General features: G+C 69.3%; 18 protein-coding genes. 7 read left to right on the top strand and 11 right to left on the bottom strand.

Annotated elements, in window-relative coordinates:
* Positions 1 to 73 precede the first annotated feature (73 nt).
* Both lipA and lipB read right to left on the bottom strand, forming a co-directional pair.
* Positions 74 to 1,081 carry a lipoyl synthase gene (gene lipA, locus AC6I9V_RS01740; protein WP_497898117.1) on the bottom strand — a complete coding sequence of 336 codons (1,008 nt, stop codon included), beginning with the start codon at positions 1,079 to 1,081 and terminating at the stop codon, positions 74 to 76.
* A complete protein-coding gene (gene lipB / locus AC6I9V_RS01735) occupies positions 1,078 to 1,803 on the bottom strand; it encodes a lipoyl(octanoyl) transferase LipB (RefSeq protein ID WP_497898116.1) in 726 nt (241 codons plus the stop codon). The genes lipA and lipB overlap by 4 nt, the downstream gene beginning before the upstream one ends.
* Positions 1,804 to 1,853: 50 nt before the next feature.
* Between lipB and AC6I9V_RS01730 the strand changes: the two genes are divergently transcribed.
* Positions 1,854 to 3,572 carry a serine/threonine-protein kinase gene (locus AC6I9V_RS01730; protein WP_497898115.1) on the top strand — a complete coding sequence of 573 codons (1,719 nt, stop codon included), beginning with the start codon at positions 1,854 to 1,856 and terminating at the stop codon, positions 3,570 to 3,572.
* On the opposite strand, the gene AC6I9V_RS01725 is transcribed toward AC6I9V_RS01730, so the two are convergent.
* A complete protein-coding gene (locus AC6I9V_RS01725; RefSeq protein ID WP_497898114.1) occupies positions 3,569 to 4,462 on the bottom strand; it encodes a TIGR01777 family oxidoreductase in 894 nt (297 codons plus the stop codon). The two genes, AC6I9V_RS01730 and AC6I9V_RS01725, sit on opposite strands and share 4 nt — an antisense overlap.
* A 74-nt stretch (positions 4,463 to 4,536) precedes the next feature.
* Between AC6I9V_RS01725 and AC6I9V_RS01720 the strand changes: the two genes are divergently transcribed.
* Positions 4,537 to 8,052: a S41 family peptidase gene (locus AC6I9V_RS01720; RefSeq protein WP_497898113.1), complete on the top strand. Its 3,516-nt coding sequence runs from the start codon at positions 4,537 to 4,539 to the stop codon at positions 8,050 to 8,052.
* Between the two features lie 71 nt (positions 8,053 to 8,123).
* On the opposite strand, the gene AC6I9V_RS01715 is transcribed toward AC6I9V_RS01720, so the two are convergent.
* The 5 genes from AC6I9V_RS01715 to AC6I9V_RS01695 all read right to left on the bottom strand — a co-directional run bounded on the left by AC6I9V_RS01715 (position 8,124) and on the right by AC6I9V_RS01695 (position 14,202).
* On the bottom strand, positions 8,124 to 8,552 hold the full coding sequence (locus AC6I9V_RS01715; protein WP_497898112.1) for an OsmC family protein: 429 nt from the start codon (positions 8,550 to 8,552) through the stop codon (positions 8,124 to 8,126).
* Positions 8,553 to 8,754: 202 nt separating this feature from the next.
* Positions 8,755 to 9,105, bottom strand: coding sequence for a hypothetical protein (locus AC6I9V_RS01710; protein WP_497898111.1), 351 nt, complete (start codon positions 9,103 to 9,105; stop codon positions 8,755 to 8,757).
* A gap of 93 nt (positions 9,106 to 9,198) precedes the next feature.
* Positions 9,199 to 10,905, bottom strand: a complete 1,707-nt coding sequence (gene sucB, locus AC6I9V_RS01705) for a 2-oxoglutarate dehydrogenase, E2 component, dihydrolipoamide succinyltransferase (RefSeq protein ID WP_497898110.1) — start codon at positions 10,903 to 10,905, stop codon at positions 9,199 to 9,201.
* Between the two features lie 121 nt (positions 10,906 to 11,026).
* Positions 11,027 to 12,412, bottom strand: a complete 1,386-nt coding sequence (gene lpdA, locus AC6I9V_RS01700) for a dihydrolipoyl dehydrogenase (RefSeq protein WP_349411885.1) — start codon at positions 12,410 to 12,412, stop codon at positions 11,027 to 11,029.
* A gap of 263 nt (positions 12,413 to 12,675) precedes the next feature.
* Complete coding sequence (locus AC6I9V_RS01695) at positions 12,676 to 14,202, bottom strand: leucyl aminopeptidase (RefSeq protein ID WP_497898109.1); 1,527 nt, start codon at positions 14,200 to 14,202, stop codon at positions 12,676 to 12,678.
* A 303-nt stretch (positions 14,203 to 14,505) separates the two neighbouring features.
* Between AC6I9V_RS01695 and AC6I9V_RS01690 the strand changes: the two genes are divergently transcribed.
* The 4 genes from AC6I9V_RS01690 (at position 14,506) to AC6I9V_RS01675 (ending at position 19,828) form a co-directional block, all read left to right on the top strand.
* Positions 14,506 to 15,444: a proteasome assembly chaperone family protein gene (locus AC6I9V_RS01690; RefSeq protein ID WP_146337822.1), complete on the top strand. Its 939-nt coding sequence runs from the start codon at positions 14,506 to 14,508 to the stop codon at positions 15,442 to 15,444.
* Positions 15,445 to 15,479: 35 nt separating this feature from the next.
* Positions 15,480 to 16,811: an MFS transporter gene (locus AC6I9V_RS01685; protein WP_497898108.1), complete on the top strand. Its 1,332-nt coding sequence runs from the start codon at positions 15,480 to 15,482 to the stop codon at positions 16,809 to 16,811.
* Between the two features lie 86 nt (positions 16,812 to 16,897).
* Positions 16,898 to 18,217, top strand: coding sequence for a DUF4192 family protein (locus AC6I9V_RS01680; protein ID WP_497898107.1), 1,320 nt, complete (start codon positions 16,898 to 16,900; stop codon positions 18,215 to 18,217).
* A 276-nt stretch (positions 18,218 to 18,493) separates the two neighbouring features.
* Positions 18,494 to 19,828 carry an RNA polymerase sigma factor gene (locus AC6I9V_RS01675; RefSeq protein ID WP_349411880.1) on the top strand — a complete coding sequence of 445 codons (1,335 nt, stop codon included), beginning with the start codon at positions 18,494 to 18,496 and terminating at the stop codon, positions 19,826 to 19,828.
* Between the two features lie 172 nt (positions 19,829 to 20,000).
* Here AC6I9V_RS01675 and AC6I9V_RS01670 read toward each other — a convergent pair whose 3' ends face one another.
* Positions 20,001 to 20,222, bottom strand: coding sequence for a DUF7455 domain-containing protein (locus tag AC6I9V_RS01670; protein WP_175321658.1), 222 nt, complete (start codon positions 20,220 to 20,222; stop codon positions 20,001 to 20,003).
* Positions 20,223 to 20,483: 261 nt separating this feature from the next.
* Between AC6I9V_RS01670 and AC6I9V_RS01665 the strand changes: the two genes are divergently transcribed.
* A complete protein-coding gene (locus tag AC6I9V_RS01665) occupies positions 20,484 to 22,592 on the top strand; it encodes a DNA gyrase/topoisomerase IV subunit B (RefSeq protein ID WP_497898106.1) in 2,109 nt (702 codons plus the stop codon).
* A 22-nt stretch (positions 22,593 to 22,614) separates the two neighbouring features.
* On the opposite strand, the gene AC6I9V_RS01660 is transcribed toward AC6I9V_RS01665, so the two are convergent.
* Entirely contained in the window at positions 22,615 to 23,619 is a 1,005-nt protein-coding gene (locus AC6I9V_RS01660) for a M56 family metallopeptidase (RefSeq protein WP_349411878.1), read from the bottom strand.
* Between the two features lie 6 nt (positions 23,620 to 23,625).
* On the bottom strand, positions 23,626 to 24,012 hold the full coding sequence (locus AC6I9V_RS01655; RefSeq protein WP_349411877.1) for a BlaI/MecI/CopY family transcriptional regulator: 387 nt from the start codon (positions 24,010 to 24,012) through the stop codon (positions 23,626 to 23,628).
* Positions 24,013 to 24,159 lie beyond the last annotated feature (147 nt).

Here is a 24,159-nt window from a genome sequence, read left to right as displayed (position 1 = left end):
TGATGCACGGCTCAGGGCCGGACACCGGATTGCTCCGGCGCCGGCCCTGGGCGGCCATGGTGGGCGGGTTGGTTCAGGAGTGCGCCGCGAGCAGTGAGCTGGCTTCCTGGCGGGTGCTGCCGGAGCTTTCGATGTGGGCGAGTTCGGCGGGGACGTCCCAGCCTTTTTTGCGCATCGCGGTGGCCCAGAGCCGGCCGGCGCGGTAGGAGGAGCGGACCAGGGGCCCGGACATGACGCCGAGGAAGCCGATCTCGTTGGCCTCGTTTTGCAGGTCGACGAATTCCTGCGGCTTGACCCAGCGGTCCACCGGGAGGTGGCGTTCGGACGGGCGCAGGTACTGGGTGATGGTGATCAGGTCGCAGCCGGCCTCGTGCAGGTCGCGCAGGGCTTCGGAGATTTCCTCGCGGGTCTCGCCCATGCCCAGGATCAGGTTGGACTTGGTGACCATGCCGAGGTTGCGGCCCTGGGTGATGACGTCCAGGGAGCGTTCGTAGCGGAACGCGGGCCGGATGCGCTTGAAGATCCGCGGCACGGTCTCGACGTTGTGCGCGAAGACCTCGGGTTTGGAGTCGCAGATCGCCGCGATGTGTTCGGGTTTGCCGGAGAAGTCCGGGATCAGGAGTTCGACGCCGGTGCCCGGGTTCAGTTCGTGGATCTTGCGGACCGTTTCGGCGTAGAGCCAGACGCCTTCGTCGGCGAGGTCGTCTCGGGCCACACCGGTGACGGTGGCGTAGCGCAGGGCCATGGACTGGACGGAGCGGGCGACCTTGGTGGGTTCGAACATGTCCACGGGGGAGGGTTTGCCGGTGTCGATCTGGCAGAAGTCGCAGCGCCGGGTGCACTCGGAGCCGCCGATCAGGAACGTCGCTTCCTTGTCTTCCCAGCACTCGAAGATGTTGGGGCAGCCGGCCTCCTCACACACGGTGTGCAGGCCTTCTTTTTTGACGAGGTTTTTGAGCTGGACGAACTCCGGGCCCATCTGGACCTTGGCTTTAATCCATTCGGGCTTCCGTTCCACCGGGGTGGCCGCATTGCGCTGCTCAATGCGCAGCATCTTCCGGCCTTCTGGTGCCAGTGTCACAGTAGGGCTCCTTCATGGGTTGCAACTAGGGCTTCTTCATTGTTGCGTAGTTCCTCGGTGATCCGCGACAAGAGGTCTGCGGGGGTGACGTCCCGGCCGGTCTCCTGCGCGATCGTGGTGACGCCGGCGTCGGTGATGCCGCAGGCGATGATCTGGGCGTAGGGCGCCAGGTCGTTGTTGCAGTTGATCGCGAAGCCGTGCATGGTCACACCTTCGTGGACGCGGATGCCGATGGCGGCGATCTTTCGTGCCGGGCCCTTCTCGTCCTGGTCGATCCAGACGCCGGCGCGGCCCTTGATCCGGACGGCGTCGATGCCGTAGTCGGCCAGTACGGCGATGATGACGGCTTCGAGGCGCTCGACGTAGTCCCGGATGCCGGCCGGATTCTTCAGCTTGATGATGGGATAGCCCACCAGCTGGCCCGGACCGTGCCAGGTCAGTTTGCCGCCGCGGTCCACCGGCACCACGGGTGTCCCGTCGAAGGGGCGTTCGTGGTCTTCGGTGCGTTTGCCGGCGGTGTAGACCGCGGAATGTTCGAGCAGCAGCACGGTGCTGGGGGCGGTTCCGGCGACGACTTTCTCGTGGAGCTCGCGCTGGATGTCCCAGCCGCGGGTGTAGTCGACGAAGTCGGGAGCCAGACCCAGCTGGGAGAACTCAAGAGTCATGGCATCCAGCTTAGTCCTCGGCGCTTCCGCGGACCGATTCTGTGGTGAAGCTCTCATGCCTGTGGATAACTTCTGCAGGGGCGGCGCGGATCCGCTATTCCTGAGCTATGGATGATGACATGCTGCCCTCCCGGCCCGGCGCCGGGCGCCCCCCGCAGGTTCCCGGGTACGACGTCGGCCGGCTGCTGGGGCGCGGCGGAACCGCCGCCGTCTGGCTGGCCACGGAACATGTGACGCGCCGTGACGTCGCGCTGAAGTGTTTTGCCGGTGCCGGGCCAACAGCGCCGGACGACGCCGAGGAAGCCGTGCGGCGCGAGATCCGGATCCTTTCCGTGCTCGAGCACGAACACCTCGTCAAGGCCCGCGCCGTCGTGCGGCTGCGCCACGGGAGCGGCGGCGCCGCGGGTCTGGCCCTGGTGCTGGACTACGCGCCCGGCGGATCACTGGCAGCGCTGCTGGCCGCGCGCGGCAGCCTGACGCCGGGGGAGGCCGTCACGGTCCTGACGCCGATCGCGCAGGCGCTGGCGTATCTGCACGGGAACGGCTTTACCCACGGCGACGTCTCACCCGGCAACGTGCTGTTCACCGCACGGGGCAAGCCGCTGCTCTCCGACCTCGGAGTGGCCCGGATGCTGGCGGACCCGGGGGAACCGTCCCGCCCGGGCACGGACGGGTTCCGCGACCCCGCGCCGGTTGACGCTGTCCGGGCCGGGCTGCAGCCGGAGGGGGACGTCTATGCCGTGGCGGCCCTCGGCTGGTTCTGCCTCACCGGCCGGGCGCCGGAGCCGGAGGCGCAGCGGCCGCCGCTGCCGCTGCTGGTCCCGGGGGTTCCGGCCGGCCTCGCCGAGGCCCTCGAGGCGGGACTGCGCACCGACCGGCGGCAGCGGCCGTCCGCGGCAGAACTTGCGGCCGCCGTCTTCCGCAGCGCGCCGGCAGCGCCCGTGGACCTGTCGGCGTCGGTGCACCCGACCGTGCTGCCGGAGCTGCTGACCCGGCGGTCCCTGCCCGTCAGAGCGAGGGCGCGCCGGACGGCCTGGCTCCGGGACTGGCTCCGGGCCTGGCAGGGCAGGGCGCAGGGGCTGGGGCGCGGTCAGGGGCGGCGTCCAAAGGCTGACTCGCGGGTTCGCCCCGCACTCGCCGTATTGACGCCGCGAGCGGGCACCGAAGCCGCGACCGGAGGGGCAGCCCGGGCACGGCACGCAGCATCCCGTGCCAGGGTGCAGGGTCTCCGGAGGACGGGCTTCCTGGGCGCCGGCACCCGCCGGGTCGCGGCCGCGTTTGTGCTGGCAGCCCTCGTCACGGCCGGCGGCATCGTCGCGGCACCGCTGCTCGCCGGTCCGGCACCCGGACCGTCGGGCCCCGCCGGCCAAGCCAACCCGACCGCAGCCGCAGTAACCCCGGACGTTCCCGCGGAACTGCGGAATTTGCTCGCGGCGCCACGGCCGGAGGACGCCGTCCGGGGCCTCGCCGGCCTCCGGTCCTATGCCCTCGCCTCGGGCAGCCTCGGCTTACTGGAGCACGTCAACGAACCGGGGTCGCCCGCCGCCGCCGCGGACGCCGCACTCGGTTCCCGGCTGGCGGAATCGGGCCACGTGCTGGAGGGGTTCGAGGCCAGGCTCTCGCTGGTCGAGAGCCTGCCGGAAAGCACCCCCGCCCGGGCGGTGGTGGCGCTCAGCGTGGCCTCGCCGCCGTACCGCGAACGGGAAGCCGACGGCTCGGTCGTGGCCGAGGCGGCCGCCGCGGGGGAGCGCCGGCTCCGCCTGGTCCTGGTGCCGGTGGACGGCAGGTGGCGGATCCAGGAGATCCTTCCCGGCGCCGCGGGCTAGGAGGGGCCCGCCACCCAGGCGGCGGCCTCGGCCAGCGAGGGGTGCTGCCACTGGAACCCGGCACCGGCCAGGGCCGCGGGCTCCATCCGCTGGCTGGCCAGCAGCAGCTCGTTGGCCAGCTGGCCCATCACGAGGCGCAGGACCGGCGCGGGCACCCGCAGCAGGGCCGGCCGGTGCAGCGCCCCGGCCAGCCGCGCGATCAACGAGTTCACGTCCGCGCTTTCCGGCGCGCAGACGTTGACGGGCCCGTCCAGCGGGGCGGTAAGCAGGAATTCGAAGGCGCCCGCCACATCCGGCAGCGTAATCCACGGCCAGTACTGGCGGCCGTTGCCGAGGGGTCCGCCCACGCCCAGGCGCAGCAGCGGCAGCAACCGGCCCAGCGCCCCTCCGCTGCGGCTCAGGACGACGCCGGTGCGGGCGGTGACCACCCGGACCCCGGCCGGCGCCTGGTGCGCGCCGGCCTCCCAGTCGACGCAGATCCGGGCCAGGATGCCGTTCCCCGCCGGAGCGTTCTCCCGCAGCACCGCGGGCCCGGCGTTTCCGTAGTAGCCGGAGGCGGACTGGCTCAGGAAGACCGCAGGCGGGGTGTCCATCCGGCCCATCGCCGCCGTCAGGGTCCGCGTGGCGTCAAGCCGCGAGGTGCCCAGCTCGTTGATCCGGCGCCGCGTCCAGGGACGGTCGCCGATCCCCGCGCCGGAGAGGTTGATGACGGCGTCGGCGCCCTTGAGGGCAACGTCGTCGATCCGCCCCGCGGCGGGATCCCACTGGAACTCGGCGGCCGAGGCGGGCGGCCGCCGGACCAGGCTGACGACGTCGTGCCCGCTGCCGCGCAGCGTGCCGGAAAGGGCGGTTCCGATCAGCCCGGAGGCGCCGGCAACAAGGATTCGCATGATCCATCTCACCATGCCCGGCACGGCAGGGGAACCTCCCCGGAGGCCGCGTCCGTTTTGACTATGATCGAACGATGACCAATTCGAGCTACCTCCGTTTTCCGCATCTTCACGGCGATCTGGTCACCTTCGTGGCCGAGGACGACGTCTGGATTGCGCCTCTCGACGGCGGCCGCGCCTGGCGGGTTTCCTCGCTGCAGCTGCCCGCCCGCAACCCCCGCTTCAGCCCGGACGGGCAGCGCCTGGTGTGGACGGTCGTCCAGGGCACCGCCCCGGAGGTCGTGACCGCGGACGTCGACGGCGGCGGATACCGGCAGCTCAGCTACTTCGGCCACAGCTCCACCCGGGTCAAGGGGTTTACCCCCGACGGCGACGTGGTGGTCACCAGTGCGTTCCGGCAGGCGGACAGCCGCCTGACCCACGCCTACAGCCTGCCGGTGGACGGCGGCTGGGCCGAGGAACTGCCGTTCGGGCCGGTCGAGTCCGTGGCGTTCGGCACCGTCCTTGGGGACGAACGGCCCGTGGTCCTGGCCAGTGTGCTTTCCCGCGAACCCGCTTGGTGGAAGCGCTACCGCGGCGGCACGGCCGGCAAGCTCTGGATCGACGCGGACGGGAACGGCGAGTTCGAACGGCTCGTGCCCGAACTCGACGGCAACCTGACCGACCCCATGTGGGTCCGCGGCCGGATCGCCTTCCTCTCCGACCACGAGGGTTACGGCAACCTCTACTCCGTGCTGCCCAACGGTACAGACCTCCGCCGCCACACGGACCACGAGGACTTCTACGTCCGGCACGCAGCCACGGACGGTGAGCGGGTGATCTTCGAATCCGCCGGTGAACTCTGGCTCCTGGCCGGCCTCGACGCGGACGCCGTCAAGCTCGACATCACCCTGGGCTCGGCCTCGCAGGCCCGGCGCTCCACCGCGCTGAAGCCCTCCCGCCACCTTGGCGACGTCATCCCGGACCACACCGGCGACGCCAGCGCGGTGGAAGCCCACGGCACCCTGCACTGGCTGCGGCACAAGGACGGTCCCTCGCGCATTGTGGAGGCCACCGCCGGCGTCCGCGCACGCCTGCCCCGCCCCTTCGGCGCCGGCCGGATCGCCTACATCGCGGACCACGGGGGAGCCGAAGCCCTCTACTTGAAGGCCATCGCGGCCCTCGTGCACGCCGGCCCGGCAACCGCCCCGGCAACCGCCCCGGCGGCTACCGCCAAGGCCGGGCACGACGCCGACGGCGGCACTCCGCTGCCCCGCCCCGTCTCCGCAGCCGCCCTGACCCGGCCGGTCGTCGCGGCGGACGCAGCGCCCGGCGATGACAGCGAGGGCGTGGCCCCGGCCGGCGTGTCCCGGGACAGCGCAGCGCCTGCCGCCGCCGGGCAGCCTACCCGGATCGACTTCCCGAAGCCGAGCCACGCCAGCGCCCTGGAGGCCAGCCCGGACGGCCGCTGGGTCGCCGTCGGCACCTCCTTCGGCGACGTCTACCTCGCGGACACCCGCACCGGCGCCCTGACCGTGCTGAGCAGCATCGGCGAGGGCAGCATCGACGGCTTCAGCTGGTCGCCGGACTCGGCATGGCTGGGCTGGGCCGAGCCGGTCACCTCCTTCGGTTCCCGCACCCGGCTCCGGCTTGCCGGAATCGCGGCCGGAACAGGCACGGGCGAGCCGGGCACGGGGGAACCTTCCGCCCGGCCCGTGATCATCGACGTCACCGACGGCCGCTTCCGGGACGAGTCGCCGGCCTTCACCCCGGATGGCAAGTTCCTCGCCTTCCTCTCCAACCGCAGCTTTGACCCGGTCTACGACGGACACTCCTTCGACCTGTCCTTCCCGAGCCCGATCAAGCCCTACCTCGTGGCCCTGGCCGCCGACACCCCGTCCCCGTTCGGGCCGAGCGTCGCCCTCCCCGACGATGACACCGACTCCGCCGGCGCCACGGAGGCTGCCGGCACCGAGGATGCGGTGTCGGTCAGGGTCGACGCCGAGGGGCTGGCGCACCGCGTGATCAACGTCCCGGTCCCGCAGGGCAACTACTCCGACCTCTCCGCCACCGCCGGCGCGCTGCTCTGGCTCGACCACGAGCTGGCCGGCGTGACCGGGGAAGGCCGGGCCACGCTGGAGGACAAGAACGCGGCGCCGAGCCTGGTCCGCTTCGACCTGGCCAAGCGCCGCACCTCCACGATCGTCGAGGCCCTGGACAGCTACCGGCTCACCGGCGACGGCGAAAAAGTCGTCCTCGTCCAGGACAAACAGATCCGCGTCTCACCGGCCGCGGCCAAGGCCGACGAGGACTCCGGGCAGCTCGTCAAAGTCGACCTAAACCGTATCCGGGTCCGGCTGGACCCGGTCAGCGTCTGGGGCCAGGCCTTCGACGAGGCCTGGCGCCTGCAGCGCGACTTCTTCTGGACCGAGGACATGGCCGGGCAGGACTGGGATTCCGTGCACGCCCGCTACCGGCCGATCGTGGACCGGCTCGGCTCGCACGATGACCTGGTGGACCTGCTCTGGGAACTCCACGGCGAACTGGGCACCTCGCACGCCTACGTCCGCCCGGCCCTGGTGACCGAGAACGGCAGCAACGGCCAGGGCCGCCTTGGCGCAGACCTCGCGTACACCGGCGAGGGCTGGGAAATCACCCGCATCCTCGCCGGGGAGTCCTCGGACCCGCTGGCGACCTCGCCGCTGACCCGGCCCGGGGTTGATGCCAAGACCGGCGACGTGCTGCTGGCGATCGACGGCGTCGAACTCTCCGCCGCCCTCACCCCGGCCGTGCAGCTGGCCGGCGCCGCGGGCCGCGCCGTCGAGCTGACCCTGCGCAACGGCGCCGGGCACGGCGGGCAGGCCGGCAAGCAGCGCCGCGTCGCCGTCGTCCCGGTCAAGGACGAGGAACGGCTGCGGTACCAGGAATGGGTCGCCTCCAACCGCCGCACCGTGCGCGAAGCCTCGCAGGGCACCTTCGGGTACCTGCACATCCCGGACATGCTGGCCAACGGCTGGGCGCAGCTGCACCGCGACCTGGACACCGAAACCTCCCTCGACGGCCTGATCGTGGACGTCCGCCGCAACCGCGGCGGGCACACCTCGCAGCTGGTCGCCGAGCTGATCGGCCGCAAGGTCACCGGCTGGAGCATGCCGCGCGGGGAGCGCCCGCGCACCTACCCTCACCACGCCCCGCGCGGCCCGGTCGTCATCCTCACCGACGAATTCGCCGGCTCCGACGGCGACATCATCACCCAGGTGTCGAAACTCCGCGGCATCGGCCCGGTCATCGGCACCCGGACCTGGGGCGGCGTCGTCGGCATCGACAACCGCTTCGCCCTCGCCGACGGCACCGGGGTCACCCAGCCGCGCTATGCGACGTGGTTCACCGGCGGTGTGGGCTGGGGCGTCGAGAACTACGGTGTGGCCCCCGACATCGAGGTGGCCTTCCCGCCGCACGCCTACGCGGCCGGCGCGGACCCGCAGCTCGAGTACGGCATCGGCGCGCTCAAGGAAATGATCCAGGAGCTGCCCACCGACCGGCCGCCGCTGCGCGAGGGCTACCGCACGGTGCGTCCGGCCCCGTTGCCGGCCCGCCGGCAGGCAGACTAGCAGAAACGACGAAGGCCCCCGCCCCGGATGATTCGGTGCGGGGGCCTTCGTGGTCCCTGGGGGAGCCTGTGCTAGGCGGCCAGGGTGGCGTCGAGGGTGATCTCGATGCCGGTCAGGGCCGCGGAGACCGGGCAGCCGGTCTTGGCTTCCCCGGCGATGCGCTGGAAGTCCTCCTCGGAGATGCCGGGCACCCGGGCGTTGAGCGTGAGGTGGCTGCCGGTGATTCCCGTGCCGGGCTCAAAGGTGACGTCGGCCTTGGTGTTGACTTCCTCCGGGGCGTGGCCGGCCTGGGCCAGGGCGTGGCTGAACGCCATCGAGAAACAGGCGGAGTGCGCGGCGGCGATCAGTTCCTCCGGGCTGGTCTTGCCCTCGGCAGCCTCGGCGCGCGCCTTCCAGGTCACGTCGAAGTTGCCGAGCCCGGAGCTGTCCAGGCTGGTGTTGCCCGCCCCCGACATCAGGTCGCCGTTCCATACAGTGTGTGCGGTGCGTGTTGTTGCCATGTCCACTCCTCAGCGTCGTTGAATCAGCGATCCTGCCAGGTAGGCGGGATCCTGCCGTTCCCCATCCTAAGGAGTCGGGACCGCCGCCGCACCCGGTGTCCGCTCTCAGAGGATAGCCTCGACATTCGTGCCGGGCCCGTTTTTAACGACGGCGGCGACGCACCCTCGCGGGGTGCGTCGCCGCCGTTGTGGTGGGCGGAGCTTACTGCCAGAGGGTGGCGATGGCCACGTTCAGCAGGGCAAGGCCGCCGACGCCGTGGGCGAGGCCCTTGCTGACGGGTTCGTCCTTTTTGTACTTGCGGCTGCCGATGAACGCGAGGACCACGACGGCGAGAGCGATCGAGAACTTGATGCCCAGCTTGAAGTAGTTCGCCTCCATGTTCAGGGCCGGGATGAGGCCCATCATCACGACGCCGGTGATGATCTGCAGGGCGGCGCCGTCGAACTGGCGGGGGTGCACGGTGGGCTTCTTCATCTGGGCAATCCAGATACCGACAATCATGGCGGCGCCGATGATGTGCAGGAAGACCATGATGTTATAGACGATGTTCATGGGACCTAGCTTAGCGACAAAGTGTCCGCAAATTGCGAAGGGCACCCTCCCGGACGGGAAGGTGCCCTTGACTCACCTTTCGGTGGCTGCGGCCTAGAGGCCGAGGTCGGCTTCGAAGGCGCCTTCCTCAAGGCGTGCCTTCAGCGTCTGCAGGAAGCGTCCCGCGTCGGCGCCGTCCACCAGGCGGTGGTCGTACGTCAGCGAGAGGTACATCATCGAACGGATCGCGATCGAGTCGTCGCCGTTCTCGTCGGAGACCACGACGGCCCGCTTGACGATCGCCCCGGTGCCGAGGATGGCGACCTGCGGCTGGTTGATGATCGGGGTGTCGAAGAGGGCGCCCACGGAACCGATGTTGGTGATGCTGAAGGTACCGCCGGAGAGCTCGTCCGGGCCGATCTTGCCGTTGCGGGTGCGGTCGGCGACGTCGGCGATCTTACCGGCGAGGCCGGCCAGGTTCAGGTTGCCGGCGTCGGCGATGACCGGAACCAGCAGGCCCTTGTCCGTGTCCACCGCAATCGCCAGGTGCTCGGCGTTGTGGTAGGTGATCTCCTGCTTGTCCTCGTCGTAGGAGGCGTTGACCTTCGGGTGCTGCTTCAGGGCCTCGGCGACGGCCTTGGCGATGAAGGGCAGGAAGGTCAGCTTGGAGCCGTTCTGGGCCTGGAAGGAGTTCTTGGCCTTGGCGCGCAGCTTGGCGACCTTGGTCATGTCCACCTCGTGGACCTGGGTCAGCTGGGTGGAGATGTCCAGCGACTCACGCATGCGGCGGGCAATGACCTGGCGGATGCGCGGGGCCTTCTGCACGGTGCCGCGCAGCGAAGACAGTTCAGCCGATGCCGCGGCCGGGGCGGCGGACGGGGCGGAGGCAGCGGCCGGGGCTGCCTTGGCTTCGGCCGCGGCCAGCACGTCCTGCTTGCGGATGCGGCCGCCGACGCCGGTGCCGGTCAGCGAGGAGATGTCCACACCCTGCTGGTTGGCGAGCTTGCGGACCAGGGGAGTGACGTAGCCGGACTCGGCCGCGGCTGCGGGAGCGGCCGGGGCTGCTTCCTGCTTCGGGGCTTCCTGCTTCGGGGCCTCGGCCGGAGCCGCGGCTTCCTGCTTGGGGGCCTCCTGCTTGGGGGCTTCCTGCTTGGGCGCCTCGGGGGCCGGTGCGGCTGCCGGGGCAGCTGCGCCGGAGCCGATCACGGCGAGGACGGAACCGACCTCGGCCGTCTCGTCCTCGGCGACGCGGATTTCCTGCAGGGTGCCGGCAACCGGGGACGGAATCTCGGTGTCGACCTTGTCGGTGGAAACTTCCAGCAGCGGCTCGTCCACCTCGACGGTGTCGCCGATGCTCTTCAGCCAGCGCGTGACGGTGCCTTCGGTGACGCTCTCGCCCAGGGCGGGAAGGGTCACCTCGTGGCCCTCGCCGGCCGGGGCGGCCTCGGTGGCGGGTGCTTCGGCCGGAGCGGCTTCGGCGGCAGGTGCGGCGGGCGCCTCGGCGGGGGCTTCTTCGGCCGGAGCCTCTGCGGCGGGGGCTTCCTCGGCGGCCGGGGCAGCGGATTCGGCAGAACCGGAACCGGAGCCGTCGCCGATGCGCACCAGCGGTGCGCCGACCTCGGCGGTCTCGTCTTCGGCGACGAGGATTTCCTCGATCACGCCGGCGATCGGAGAGGGGATCTCGGTGTCTACTTTGTCGGTGGAGACTTCGAGCAGGGGCTCGTCCACCTCTACCCGGTCACCGACCTGCTTGAGCCAGCGGGTGACGGTTCCTTCGGTGACGCTCTCACCGAGGGCGGGCAAGTTAACGGATTCAGACATGTCGTCCCCGTTCTCCTTATTGATCTTTGGTGCGGATGGTTGCTGCCTGGTTCGAGCTTAGTGCACCCGGCTTTTCCGGCCGGATGCACTAAGCGCGGTGGTCTTGCGGTGGTGCGGGCTGTTAGCCGTGCAGGGGCTTCCCTGCCAGGGCGAGGTGGGCTTCGCCGAGCGATTCGTTCTGCGTCGGGTGGGCGTGCACCAGCTGGGCCACGTCCTCGGGGTAGGCTTCCCAGTTCACGATCAGCTGGGCCTCGCCGATCTGCTCGCCCATGCGGGCGCCGATCATGTGAACGCCGACGACGGGGCCGTCCTTCTGGCGGACCAGCTTGACGATGCCGGAGGTGCCCAGGATGGAGCTCTTGCCGTTGCCGGCGAGGTTGTATTCCTGGGTTTCGATCTGGTCGTCGCCGAACTTGGCCTTGGCGGCCTTCTCGGTGTAGCCGACCGTGGCGATCTCCGGCTCGGAGTAGGTGACCTTGGGGATGTTGACGTCCTCAACGACGACGGGCTTGAGGCCGGCGATTTCCTCGGCCACGAAGATGCCCTGCTGGTAGCCGCGGTGGGCGAGCTGGACGCCCGGGACGATGTCGCCCACGGCGTAGATGTTGCCGACGCCGGTGTGTAGGCGCTCGTTGGTGATGACAAAGCCGCGGTCGATCGTCAGCCCGGCTTCTTCGTAGCCGAGGTTGGCCGTGACCGGGCCGCGGCCGACGGCGACCAGCATGAGGTCGGCCTCGAACGTCTTGCCGTCGACGAGGGTGACCTTGACGCCGTCGTCGTTCTGCTCGACGCCCTGGAAGAAGACGCCGGTGGAGAACTTGATGCCGCGCTTCTTGAAGGCGCGCTCAAAGTTCTTGACGATGGTTGCGTCCTCGTTCGGGACGAGGGACGGCAGGCCTTCAATGATGGTGACGTCGACGCCGAAGGACTTCCAGACCGAGGCGAACTCGACGCCGATCACGCCGCCGCCGAGGATGATGGCGCTCTTCGGGATGAAGTCCATGGTGAGGGCTTCGTCGGAGGTGATGACCTTGCCGCCGATTTCGAGGCCGGGCAGGGTGCGGGAGTAGGAGCCGGTCGCGAGGACGATGTTCTTGCCCTTGTACGCGGTGCCGTTTACGACGACGGTGTCGGTGCCCTGGAGCTTGCCCTCGCCCTCAATGACGGTGATGCCCTTTTTGCCCTTGATGAGTCCCTGGAGGCCCTTGAACTTGCCGGCAATGATACCGTCCTTGTACGCGTTGACGGCATTGATGTCGATGCTGTCCAGGGTCACGTTGACGCCGTACTTGGCGGAATCACGGGCGTGGTCGGCCAGTTCGGCGGAGTGCAGCAGGGCCTTGGTGGGAATGCAGCCGTTGTGCAGGCAGGTGCCGCCGAGCTTTCCCTTTTCGATGAGGCCGACCGTAAGGCCGAGCTGGACGGCGCGGAGCGCAGTTGCGTAGCCGCCGCTGCCGCCACCGAGTACCAGGATGTCGAATTCTTGCGCAGTTGCCTGATCGGCCACTAAAACGCTCCCTCGCGTGAACGATGACACGAGAACACGCATCATCTGGTCTTGGAACTTCTCTGCCGTGATTATGCCAGCAGGCCGGTTCCCTTTCGTTTGGAATTACTTCTGTGAAGCTGATTGCTGTGAAACTACGGTTCACCTTAGCGAACCACTAATACATGCTCCACCTTGCCGTGGCGTTTGTGGAGCGCTTGTGTCCAGTGTCACGCGGCCTTGTGGCCGGGGTATCAGCCCCGGCCACAAGGCGGCGGTCCCGGCTAGACGGCTTTGGCGAGAATGTCCTCGACATACGCCACCAGGGTGCGCACGGTGCAGCCGGTTCCCTGCTTGTGGTTGTAGCCGTAAGGGCTGCCGTTGTTGAAGGACGGTCCGGCGATGTCGATGTGGGCCCACGGGATCTGCTCGCCGTCCTTGCCCTTGCCGACAAATTCGCGCAGGAACACGGCGGCCGTCATCATGCCGCCGTGCCGTTCGCCGATGTTGGCGATGTCAGCGACCTGCGAGTCCAGGCTGGGACGGAGTTCCTCGGGCAGCGGCATCGGCCAGACCAGCTCGCCGGCGCGGTCGGCGGCGGCCTTGATGGCGCCGGTCACCGAATCGGAGCCCATCACGCCGGCGGTGCGGTCGCCGAGGGCGATCAGCTGCGCGCCGGTAAGGGTGGCGACGTCGATGATCGCGTCCGGGTACTCCTGGCTCGCGGCGACGATGCCGTCGGCCATCACCAGGCGGCCCTCGGCGTCGGTGTTCAGGACCTCGACGGTCTTGCCACCGAAGATGGTCATGACGTCGGCGGGACGCTGGGCCGCGCCCGAGGGCATGTTCTCCGCGATGCACAGCCAGGCGGTGGCCTTGACCGGCAGGCCAAGCTCGGCGAGGGCCAGGACGGTGTTGAGGACGACGGCGGCGCCGGCCATGTCCGACTTCATGTCGCCCATGCCCAGGTGCGGCTTCAGCGAGATTCCGCCGGTGTCGAAGGTGATGCCCTTGCCCACGAGCGCGATCTTGGCGGTGGCTTTGGCCGGGGCGTACTCGACCTTGACCAGGCGCGGCTGGCGGGTGGAGCCCTTGCCGACGCCGAGGATGCCGCCGAAGCCGTCCTTCTCCAGGCGCTTCTCGTCCCAGACGGTCACCTTGACGGGCAGGCCCTTGGCCAGGTCCTTAGCGGCGTCGGCGAACGACTCGGGGTAAAGGTGGCTCGGCGGCTGGTTGACCAGCGTGCGGGTGGCGTTGACGGCCTTGCCGATCAGGGAGGCGCGCTCGAGCACGGGCGCCAGTGCCTTGTCCGCGGCGAAGTCGGTGAGGATGCGGACATTCTTGACCGGGTCCTTGATGCCGTCCTTGGCGGTGCGGTACTCGGTGAAGGAGTAGGCGCCCATCGCGGCGCCTTCGGCGACGGCCGCGACGGCGGCGAGGTTCGGCGTCGGCAGTGCAAGGGTAACGGTGGCGACGCCGGCGAGCTGGCGCACGGCCGAGCCGGCCGCCCGGCGCAGTGCTTCCTCGGAGAGCGGGGTGCCTGCGGAGACCTTGCCGACGCCGGCGAGGACCAGCACGGCGGCCCCGGCCTCGGGCAGACCGGGGAGGCGGTGCGCCTGGTCCGCGGCGCCGGTGAGGCCAAGAGCGGCCAGGGACTCGGCCAGCGCTTCGGCAGCCTTGGCCGAGAGCGGGTTTTCGAGCAGGACGGGACCGTCGGTGCCCTGTCCCACGCCGACGACGAGGGCGTCGGACGGCGACTTTTTCAAGTCTCCGGCGATGGCACTCAGTTTGACTTCGGTATTCTTGACCACGAGGACAGTCCTCAATTCTCTGTGATATTTCGGCAGGAACTGCATGTTCGGCGCCCTGCCACGGGTACCTGAGCCACCGTCGGCATTGCACGCGATCCGGTGTCTGCAAGGCCATCTATAAGGCCAGCTCCGATCGTAGTCTCTCCCCGGCGCCGGAGTTCAATTTAATGAGAGCTGGCCCACAGCCGCGGCAGGAATTACCCCGGCAGACGGGGCGTTGTAGCTGGTATCGGCACGGCCCGTGGGCCGCCCTGTCCTCTGGCTCCGCCCTCCCACTACCTGCTACTGCGAAAGGAACATGCCGTGATGGAACGGATTTCCGGCTCCCTGCTGGACCCCCAAACTCTGTACGTCCGTGATGACGCGCTGTTCCGCAGCCCCGAGCTGCGCGGGCTCAACCTGCTGATGGGCTTCACCGGCTTCGCCGACGCCGGCCACGTCGTCAAGCAGATCACCGCGGAACTGCTGGACACCCTGGAGTCCGAGCTCATCGCCGAGTTCGACGCCGACCAGCTGATCGACTACCGCTCCCGGCGGCCGCAGGTGAGCTTCGTCGAGGACCACCTGCAGGACTACCAGGCCCCGCGCCTGGCCCTGTACCGGATGCAGGACGGGCTGGGCAAGCCGTTCCTGCTGCTGGCCGGGTTCGAACCGGACCTGCAGTGGGAGCGCTTCGCGCGCGCCGTCGTCGGCATCGTGGAGGAACTGGACGTCAACCTGGCGGCCTGGATCCACTCCATCCCGATGCCGGTGCCGCACACCCGCCCGGTCGGGGTCACCGTGCACGGCAACCGGCCGGAACTGATCGAGGGGATCTCGGTCTGGAAGCCCACCGTCGAGGTCCCGGCCGCCGTCGGCCACATCCTGGAGCTGCGCCTGGTTGAGGCGGGCCGGAACATCGCCGGCTACGTCATCCACGTGCCGCATTACCTGGCCGAGGCCGAATACCCGACGGCCGCCGTCGCCGGGCTGGAATACCTGGGCGCGGCTACCTCGCTGATGCTCCCCACCGATCGGCTCCGCGAAGCCGGCCGGGAGGTCGGCCGGCAGATCGCCGAGCAGATCGACGCCTCCGAGGAAGTCCAGCAGGTCGTCTCCCGGCTGGAAACCCGGTACGACGAGAAGGCCGAGGGGACAGTGCGCCGCTCGCTGCTCGCGGATGAGAACGACCAGCTCCCCAACGCCGACGCGCTCGGCGCCGCCGTCGAGGCCTACCTGGCCCGTAAAGAACCCGGCGAATAAATACTATTTATGAAAGGCCGGGGCATAATGGGGGAGTGACCTCCCCCCGCGCCTGGCTGATCTGGATCATCGGGGTCTTCGCGTACCTGGTGGCGGTCAGCCAGCGCACCTCCTTCGGCGTCGTGGGCCTCGAGGCCACTGCCCGGTTCCACGCCAGCGCCGCCGAAATCTCCTTCTTCACCGTGCTGCAGCTGCTGGTCTACGCGGCCCTGCAGATCCCCGTCGGCGTTCTCGTGGACCGCTTCGGCTCCCGCGCCATGATCGCCGGGGGCGCCCTGCTGATGGGCCTCGGCCAGCTACAGCTGGCCTTCGCCGACAGCATCCCCGGCGGCGTCCTGGGCCGTGTGCTCGTCGGTGCCGGGGACGCCATGACCTTCGTCTCCGTGATCCGGTTGATCCCGCTCTGGTTCGCCCCGTCCCGGGTGCCGCTGCTCACCCAGCTGACCGGCATGTCCGGCCAGCTGGGCCAGCTCTTCTCCGTGGTGCCGTTCGCCCTGATCCTGCACTCCGCCGGGTGGACCCCGGCGTTCCTGACCCTGGCCGGGATGTCCGGGCTCGCCGTCGTGCTGGTGGTGGTGCTGTTGCAGGACCTGCCGCCGGGCCACCCCGCGCCGGAACCCTCGCAGGGGCTCCGCGCCACCGGCGTGTCACTGTCCCGGGCCTGGCGCCAGCCCGGCACCCGGCTGGGCCTCTGGAGCCACTTCACCGTGCAGTTCAGCGGCACCGTCTTCGCGATGACCTGGGGCTACCCCTTCCTCATTTCGGCGCAGGGGCTGGACACCGGCACCGTGTCCGCCCTGATGGCGCTGTACGTCGCCGCCGCGATGGCCGCCGGGCCGCTGATGGGCAGCTTTGTGGCCCGCCACCCGCTGCGCCGTTCCACCATGGTGCTGCTGATCTCCGGCGCCACGGCCGTGGCCTGGGCTGCGGTGCTGCTCCAGCCGGAGCGGTCGCCGCTGTGGCTGCTGGCCGGGCTGGTGGTGGTCCTGGCCATCGGCGGCCCGGGCTCGATGATCGGCTTCGATTTCGCCCGGACCTTCAACCCCGCCCACCGGATCGGCACCGCCACCGGGATCGTGAACGTGGGCGGCTTCATCGCCGCCCTCCTCTCGATCTTCCTGATCGGGCTGGCGCTGGATGCGCTGCACCTGGCCGGGCTGTCGCCGGAGGGGCTCTACAGCCTCGGCGCGTTCCGGATCGCGCTGAGCGTGCAGTTTGTGCTGCTGGTGGCCGGTGCCGTGGCCATCCTGATCACGCGGCGGAAGGTGCGCCGCCAGATGGCGGCGCAGGGCGTGGTGGTGCCGCCGCTGCTCGCTGCCCTCGCCCGGCAGCGCCGGCTCGTCGCGGAGCGCCGCCGCACCCCCTGACCGGTTTTCCGGGGTTGTTCGGGCGGTTGTCCACATAGCAGGCTTCGGGGCTGACGGCCGCTTTCGGCGCGGACGAAGCTGGGCCTATGACAGCCCCCGAGCATCTGAAAATCACCGGCCCCGAAGACATTCTTGGCTTTATCCCGCATTCGCTCGGCTACTGGCCGGCCAACAGCCTTGTGGCCATGACCTTGCAGGGAAAGCGCCTCGGAGCCACCCTGCGGGTCGACCTCCCGGAGCCGTCCAGGTGCCGTGGGCCTGCGCTGGCCGAGTTTGCGCGGACCGTCCGCGACTACCTTGAGGCGGATGAGGAGGCGGACGGCGCGCTGCTCGCCATCTTCTCCGCGCCGGAGGACGCTGCCGACGACGGCGGAGACGTCCCCGACGACGGCGTTTCTCCCTCCCTGGCGAGACTCCTGCGTGAACTGGAGCGCACCCTCGGCGCGGCCGGGCTCCCGGTGCGGGATGCCTGGCTGGTCGGGGAGCGGTACTGGCGCAACGCCCACTGCACCGACCCGTCCTGCTGCGCGCCACCCGGCCGGCCGATAGAGGAAATCAAGAACAGCAGGCTCAACGCCGAGCTCGTCTTCCGGGGCAGCAGCGTGGGCGCCGCCCCGGGACGGTCCCTCCCGGGACGCCCGGGCGCGGTCGGCACGCCGACGCCGGACGAACCGGCCGCGTTGGATGCGGAGCAGGGCTGGTCCCGGAAATTCTCCGGCCGGTGGCGGAACCGGGCGCAGTTCCACGCGGTGCTGGATGTCTGGGAACGCGTGCTGGATGCCTCGAACGGCCCGGCTGCCAGGAATACCGCCGGGCGGCAGTCCGCCGGCGTGCCGGCCGGCGCGCTACCTGCCGGCCTCGCCGGGTACCTGCGCGCGACGCTGTGCGTGGCGCCCTGGCGGGACGCGGTCCTGGTCATGGCCGCCGCCGGGCGGTCGGCCGCGGAAGCCGGTGCCGAGGAGTTCGGTGTGTTCGACGCCGGGCCGGACGAGCCGGCCCCGCTGCCCGAGCTCGACGGGTTCCCCCTGGCAGCGCCCGCTCCCGGCCCGGCGCCGGGGGAGGCCGCCGGGGCCGGGGAGCCCCCGGGGTACGGGGATGTACTGCTGGGCCTGTTGCCTCCGGCTCCGGACTGGGCACGCCTGGCGGGGCTCGACCGGGTTCTGGCCCGCCTCGGCGGTTGCGGTGGCGGGGAGGCCAAGGCAGCTGCCCTCACTGGCCGGGGTTGGATTGAATGGTGCCGCGGCCGCGGCTCGTTCGCCGACGCTCTCTTCACCGAGGCGGCCGCCGAACAGCCCGGTTACCGGCTGGCCGAGTTACTGGCCGAGCTGGGCCGCCGCGGGACCTTGTGCGGGTGGGCGCGGCGCAGGGACGCTGCCTGGCAGAAGTTCGATCCCGACGCCGCCTGAACCCCGCCGGCGTGGTGCGCCATATAACGCGGCAGTAGTGGCTTCGAGGCCCTGATCCGGAAAATCGTGAGACAATGGTTGGCGAGACCCGGTTGGGTCCGTGGATTGAGTGCGTGTAAGGAACCTTGGAAACAGGGAACATTACGGTCGCTCCGGCAGTTCTACTTAGTGGCTCTGCTGGTCGTGATTGCACTTGATGTGAAACACGGACTTGACAGGGTCATAGTGGTGTTGCCCGTATGGTGATTCCGCAGACCGCTGCTAGAAAGGTTTTCTGTGACCCCGTCTTCCGCGAAGAAGGAACCCGCCGACCAGGCCGTATTGTCTCCCGAGGAGAAGAAGGCGGCGGCAAACGCCAAGCGTGCCGCCACGCGTGCAGCCAACAAGGCTGCGAAAGACGCCGCCTCCGCCGCGGGCGATGACTCCGCCCCGGCAGTCGCCAAGCCTGAGCCCAAGAAGCGCGGGCCCAAGCCCGGCGCCAAAGCCGCGGCCGAAGCCGCCAGCAAGTCCCGGGACGAGGACTCCGACGACGTTGAGGTCGACGAGGAACTCGATGACGTGACCCCCGATGCCGCCGAGCTCGGCGACGACGGCGAAGAAGTAGCCGGCAAAGCGGCAGCCGCCACCACCGGCTCCGGCTTCGTCTACTCCGACGCCGACGACGACGACGCCCCTGTCCAGCAGGTCATGTCCGCGGGCGCCACCGCCGACCCGGTCAAGGACTACCTGAAGCAGATCGGCAAGGTCGCCCTGCTGAACGCCGAACAGGAAGTCGACCTCGCCCTGCGCATCGAGGCCGGCCTTTTCGCCGAGGAAAAGATCGCTGCCGACGACGGCTCCATGGATCCGAAGCTCAAGCGCGAGCTCGAGTTCGTCATCCACGACGGCAAGCGCGCCAAGAACCACCTGCTGGAGGCCAACCTCCGCCTGGTCGTCTCACTCGCCAAGCGCTACACCGGCCGTGGCATGCTGTTCCTGGACCTCATCCAGGAAGGCAACCTGGGCCTGATCCGTGCGGTCGAGAAGTTCGACTACACCAAGGGCTTCAAGTTCTCCACCTACGCCACCTGGTGGATCCGCCAGGCCATCACCCGCGCCATGGCTGATCAGGCCCGCACCATCCGCATCCCGGTCCACATGGTGGAAGTCATCAACAAGCTGGCCCGCGTCCAGCGCCAGATGCTGCAGGACCTTGGCCGCGAACCCACTCCGGAAGAACTGGCCCTCGAGCTGGACATGACCCCGGAAAAGGTCGTCGAAGTCCAGAAGTACGGCCGCGAACCGATCTCGCTGCACACCCCGCTGGGCGAGGACGGCGACTCGGAATTCGGTGATCTCATCGAGGACTCCGAGGCCGTGGTCCCGGCGGACGCCGTGAGCTTCACCCTGCTCCAGGAGCAGCTGCACTCGGTGCTGGACACGCTCTCCGAGCGCGAGGCCGGTGTCGTGGCGATGCGCTTCGGCCTGACCGACGGACAGCCGAAGACTTTAGACGAAATTGGAAAGGTCTACGGCGTCACGCGCGAGCGTATCCGCCAGATCGAATCGAAGACCATGTCCAAGCTGCGCCACCCGTCCCGCTCGCAGGTCCTGCGCGACTACCTGGACTAAGCACCACCTCAGGCCGCGCGGGGTCGCCTCCCGCCCATGATCATCGGATCCATGGGCGGGAAGCGACCCCGCGTTGTTTGGTTAAGCCGCCGCCGGCCCGGGGATCAGGCCACACCGGCGGTTAACGCCGAAGGGCCCCTCCGCAGTGGAGGGGCCCTTCGTGAGTGGACGTCTAGTCGACCGGAACCGGTGCCTTCTCGTGGAGGCGGCCCGTCTCGTCGTGCCAGTCGGAACTGAGCGGGCGAAGGTTCGGTTCAACGGCGCGTGCGTGGTGAGCGCAGAAGAGCAGTTCACCGCCGGAGGCTCCGAGAACAACCCGGACGTATGCCTGAGCTCCGCAACGGTCGCACCGGTCAACGGTGGTGAGTGTGCGGTCCGCAACTGCTGTTGTCATGTTCGGCCTCCTTAGTAGATCGATACATCTATATAACCAGCATTCGCGGACAATCCATGGCAAGGATGGGCCACTTTCGCTGTCCGCGTATCACGGCTCAGTAACGGCTGCTGCGGGGTGTCCGCCAGGGTGTCCGCGGTGTCGTCCGCCGGGTTGGCCGCCGGTGTCCTTTCGGGGAGTGGCAACCGGGCGGCGGGCCATAAGCCGACTAACCTAGGAAGAGCGTCTTTTACGTTCCATCCCTGAAGGAGTTTCCGACCCGTGGCCCCAAGTTCTGATTACACCGCCCGGCATCTCTCCGTGCTGGAAGGCCTCGAGGCCGTCCGCAAGCGCCCGGGCATGTACATCGGCTCCACCGACTCCCGCGGTCTGATGCACTGCCTCTGGGAGATCATCGACAACTCCGTCGACGAGGCCCTCGCCGGCTTCGGCCACGACATCAAGATCATCCTGCACGCGGACAACTCGGTAGAGATCCACGACGACGGCCGCGGCATCCCGATCGACGTCGAACCCAAGACCGGGCTCACCGGCGTCGAGGTCGTGTTCACCAAGCTGCACGCCGGCGGCAAGTTCGGCGGCGGTTCCTACACCGCCTCGGGCGGCCTGCACGGCGTCGGCGCCTCGGTCGTGAACGCCCTGTCCTCCCGACTGGACGTCGAAGTGGACCGCGGCGGCAAGACTTACAAGATGTCCTTCCGCCGGGGCGAACCGGGCCGCTTCAAGGACCCGGGTACCAAATCGGACCCCGCCGCCGTCTTTGAGCCCTTCGTTGACGGTTCCGTGCTCGACGTCATCGGCAAGGCCAAGCGGGGCGTCACCGGCACCAGGATCCGCTACTGGGCCGACCGGCAGATCTTCACCCCGGACGCGAAGTTTTCCTACGACGAGCTCGCGGCCCGCGCCCGCCAGACCTCCTTCCTGGTCCCCGGGCTGAAGCTCACCGTGCGGGACGAGCGCCGGGTTGCCGGCACCCCGGGCGAGTCCAGCCCGCACGAGGAGGTCTTCCACCACGACGGCGGCATCTCCGAGTTCGTCGAGTTCCTTGCCGCCGATCCGGCCGTCACCGACATCTGGCGCCTGCACGGCGCCGGGAAGTTCAAGGAAACGGTGCCCGTCCTGGACGAGCGCGGCCACAGCCAGCTGGCCGAAGTGGAGCGCGACTGCGAGGTGGACGTGGCCCTGCGCTGGGGCATCGGCTACGACAGCACCGTGCGCAGCTTCGTCAACATCATCTCCACGCCCAAGGGCGGCACGCACCAGTCCGGCTTCGAGCAGGCGCTCCTCAAGACCTTCCGCAAGGCCGTGGAAACTAACGCCCGCAAGCTCAAAGCTGGCAACGACAAGATCGAAAAGGACGACATCTTCGCCGGCCTGACGGCCGTGCTGACGGTCCGCCTCGCCGAGCCGCAGTTCGAGGGCCAGACCAAGGAGATCCTCGGCACCTCGGCCGTCCGGGCGATCGTGGCGAAGGTGGTGGAGCAGGAGATCAACGCCAAGCTCACCTCCTCCAACCGCAACGACAAGGCCCAGTCGGCGCTGCTGCTGGAAAAGGTCGTCAGCGAGATGAAGTCCCGCATCTCGGCCCGCGTGCACAAGGAGACCCAGCGCCGCAAGAACGCGCTGGAGACCTCCTCGATGCCCACCAAGCTCGCGGACTGCCGGACGGACGACGTCGGACGCTCCGAACTGTTCATCGTCGAAGGTGACTCCGCGCTCGGCACCGCCAAGCTGGCACGCTCCTCGGACTTCCAGGCGCTCCTGCCCATCCGCGGCAAGATCCTGAACGTGCAGAAAGCCTCCGTGGGGGACATGCTCTCCAACGCCGAATGCGCCGCGCTGATCCAGGTGGTGGGCGCCGGCTCCGGCCGCAGCTTCGACATCGGTGCCGCCCGCTACGGCAAGGTCATCCTGATGACCGACGCCGACGTCGACGGCGCGCACATCCGGACCCTGCTGCTGACGTTGTTCTTCCGTTACATGCGCCCGATGATCGACGAGGGCCGCGTCTTCGCCGCCGTCCCGCCGCTGCACCGGGTGGAGGTCATCAACGCCGGCCAGAAGGCCAACGAGATGATCTACACCTACTCGGAGGCGGAGCTCCACGTCCTGCTGGCCCGGCTCGCCAAGGAGGGCAAGCGGTACAAGGAGCCGATCCAGCGCTACAAGGGCCTGGGCGAAATGGACGCGGAGCAGCTCGCGGAAACCACCATGGACCCGCGACACCGCACCCTGCGCAAGGTCGGGATCGAGAACGCCAAGCAGGCCGAGGAGACCTTCGACCTGCTGATGGGCTCCGACGTGGCGCCGCGGAAGGACTTCATCATCGCCGGGGCCGCGAGCCTGGACCGGGAGCGCATCGACGCCTGACGTGTCCGCCTGACCCGGCGCCCTAGCCGAGCAGGCCGGGGACGATCAGCAGCGCCGTGGGCACCGCGAGCAGCAACAGGCAGGCGCCCAGTACGGCGATCCGCAGCGGCTCGGGCAGCGGCCGCTGGGGGGAGAGCAGCCGGCTGACGCGCGAGGCGGTAGTCACCGCCGAACCGGCACCCCCGGTGGCGCCGGGCTGGCCGGCGTCGGCCTCCGCGGCCCGGTCGCCGAACGCCATCCGGGCCGCCGGCAATGCCGGGGCAGCGGCCGCGCCCGCGGAACCGCTCGCCACAATCGCGATCGCCTTGATCAGGGTGGCCCGGCTTTCGGTCTTGAGCGCGACGTCGTCGGCCAGCATCTCGATCAGCGAGTTCACCGCCTCCTGGGCCAGCCGGGTGGTCGGCAGCCAGGGCAGGGCCTGCCGCCAGGCTGCGAAGGCCCAGAGCAGCAGGTGGTGGCGCTGGCTCAGGTGGGTGTTTTCGTGGATCAGGACCGCGCGCAGCTCGTCCGGTTCCAGGGCCGCCATCAGGCCATCCGAGAGCACCGTGACGGAGCGGGCGCCACCCGGCAGGCAGTACGCCACGGGGGAGTCGTGGCTGATCACCATGGTCCGGGGGCCGTCGGCCGAGGGGGAAGCCAGTAACGCCAGCAGTTCGCGGTGGCGCCGGCGCTGGCGCTGGATCTTGTAGTAGGTCAGCAGCAGGGTGAACACGAGGTGGGCGCTCAGTAGCGCCGCCGCGGAGAGCGCAAAGATGTGCCAGAAGCCCAGCGCCGTCGTGGGGTCGTTGCGGAAGACCATGCCCGCCAATGAGCGCAGGCCCGCCAGGAGGTTGTCTCCCACCGGTTCCAGACCGTAGACAAGCATGGCGCCGATCATGGACAGGCCGCCGGCGAGGGCGATCGCCTGCCACAGCAGCATCGCCGTAAAGGGGGAGCGGGCCGGCCACTGGGCACGGGAAAGCAGGATAGGCACCGGCCAGGCCAGGACTATCGCCAGGACCGCCAGAAAATATGAGGTCCAGAACATCCGGTGTTAGCTGTGGCCCAGCAGTTTGCGCAGCGTTTCAGCTTCGGTTGCGGACACGGAGCCGATGAAGCGCGCCAGCACGGCCTCGCGGTCCGGGGCGGAGCCGAGCACTTCGTGCATCAGTTCCGCGGTGTGGTCCGCGCGGCTGGAGACGGCCTGGTAGCGGTGCGGGCGGGTGCCGCGTTCGCGCTCCACCAGGCCCTTGCGCTCAAGCCGGGAAAGAACGGTCAACACGGTGGTCACGGCCAGGTCCTTGCCCTCGTGGCCGGTGGTGTCGCCCGGCGACCGCGTGCTTTGCGCCAGCAGGTCCCGCAGGGTGTTCGCCGTCGCAGCCTCCTGGCCTGCCCAGAGCAGGTCCATCACTGCCCGTTCCAGTTCGCCGAGACTTGCCATTCCGTATGTCCTTCGTGAGTGCCGTCCGGCGCCGTAGCTGCGCCGGGTGGTTGCTGAATACTTCAGGTTCAAATTTACCGCGTTTTGCGTCCAGTTTCTACATAAGGTAGAACATGGCCGCCGTGTCCTCCGGGAGCGAACGGTTTC

It is taken from the genome of Arthrobacter sp. SlRoot2-15, from assembly GCF_059739345.1.
The sequence above is the reverse complement of the archived record's forward strand: the minus strand, read 5'-3'. Positions and strand labels throughout refer to the sequence as shown.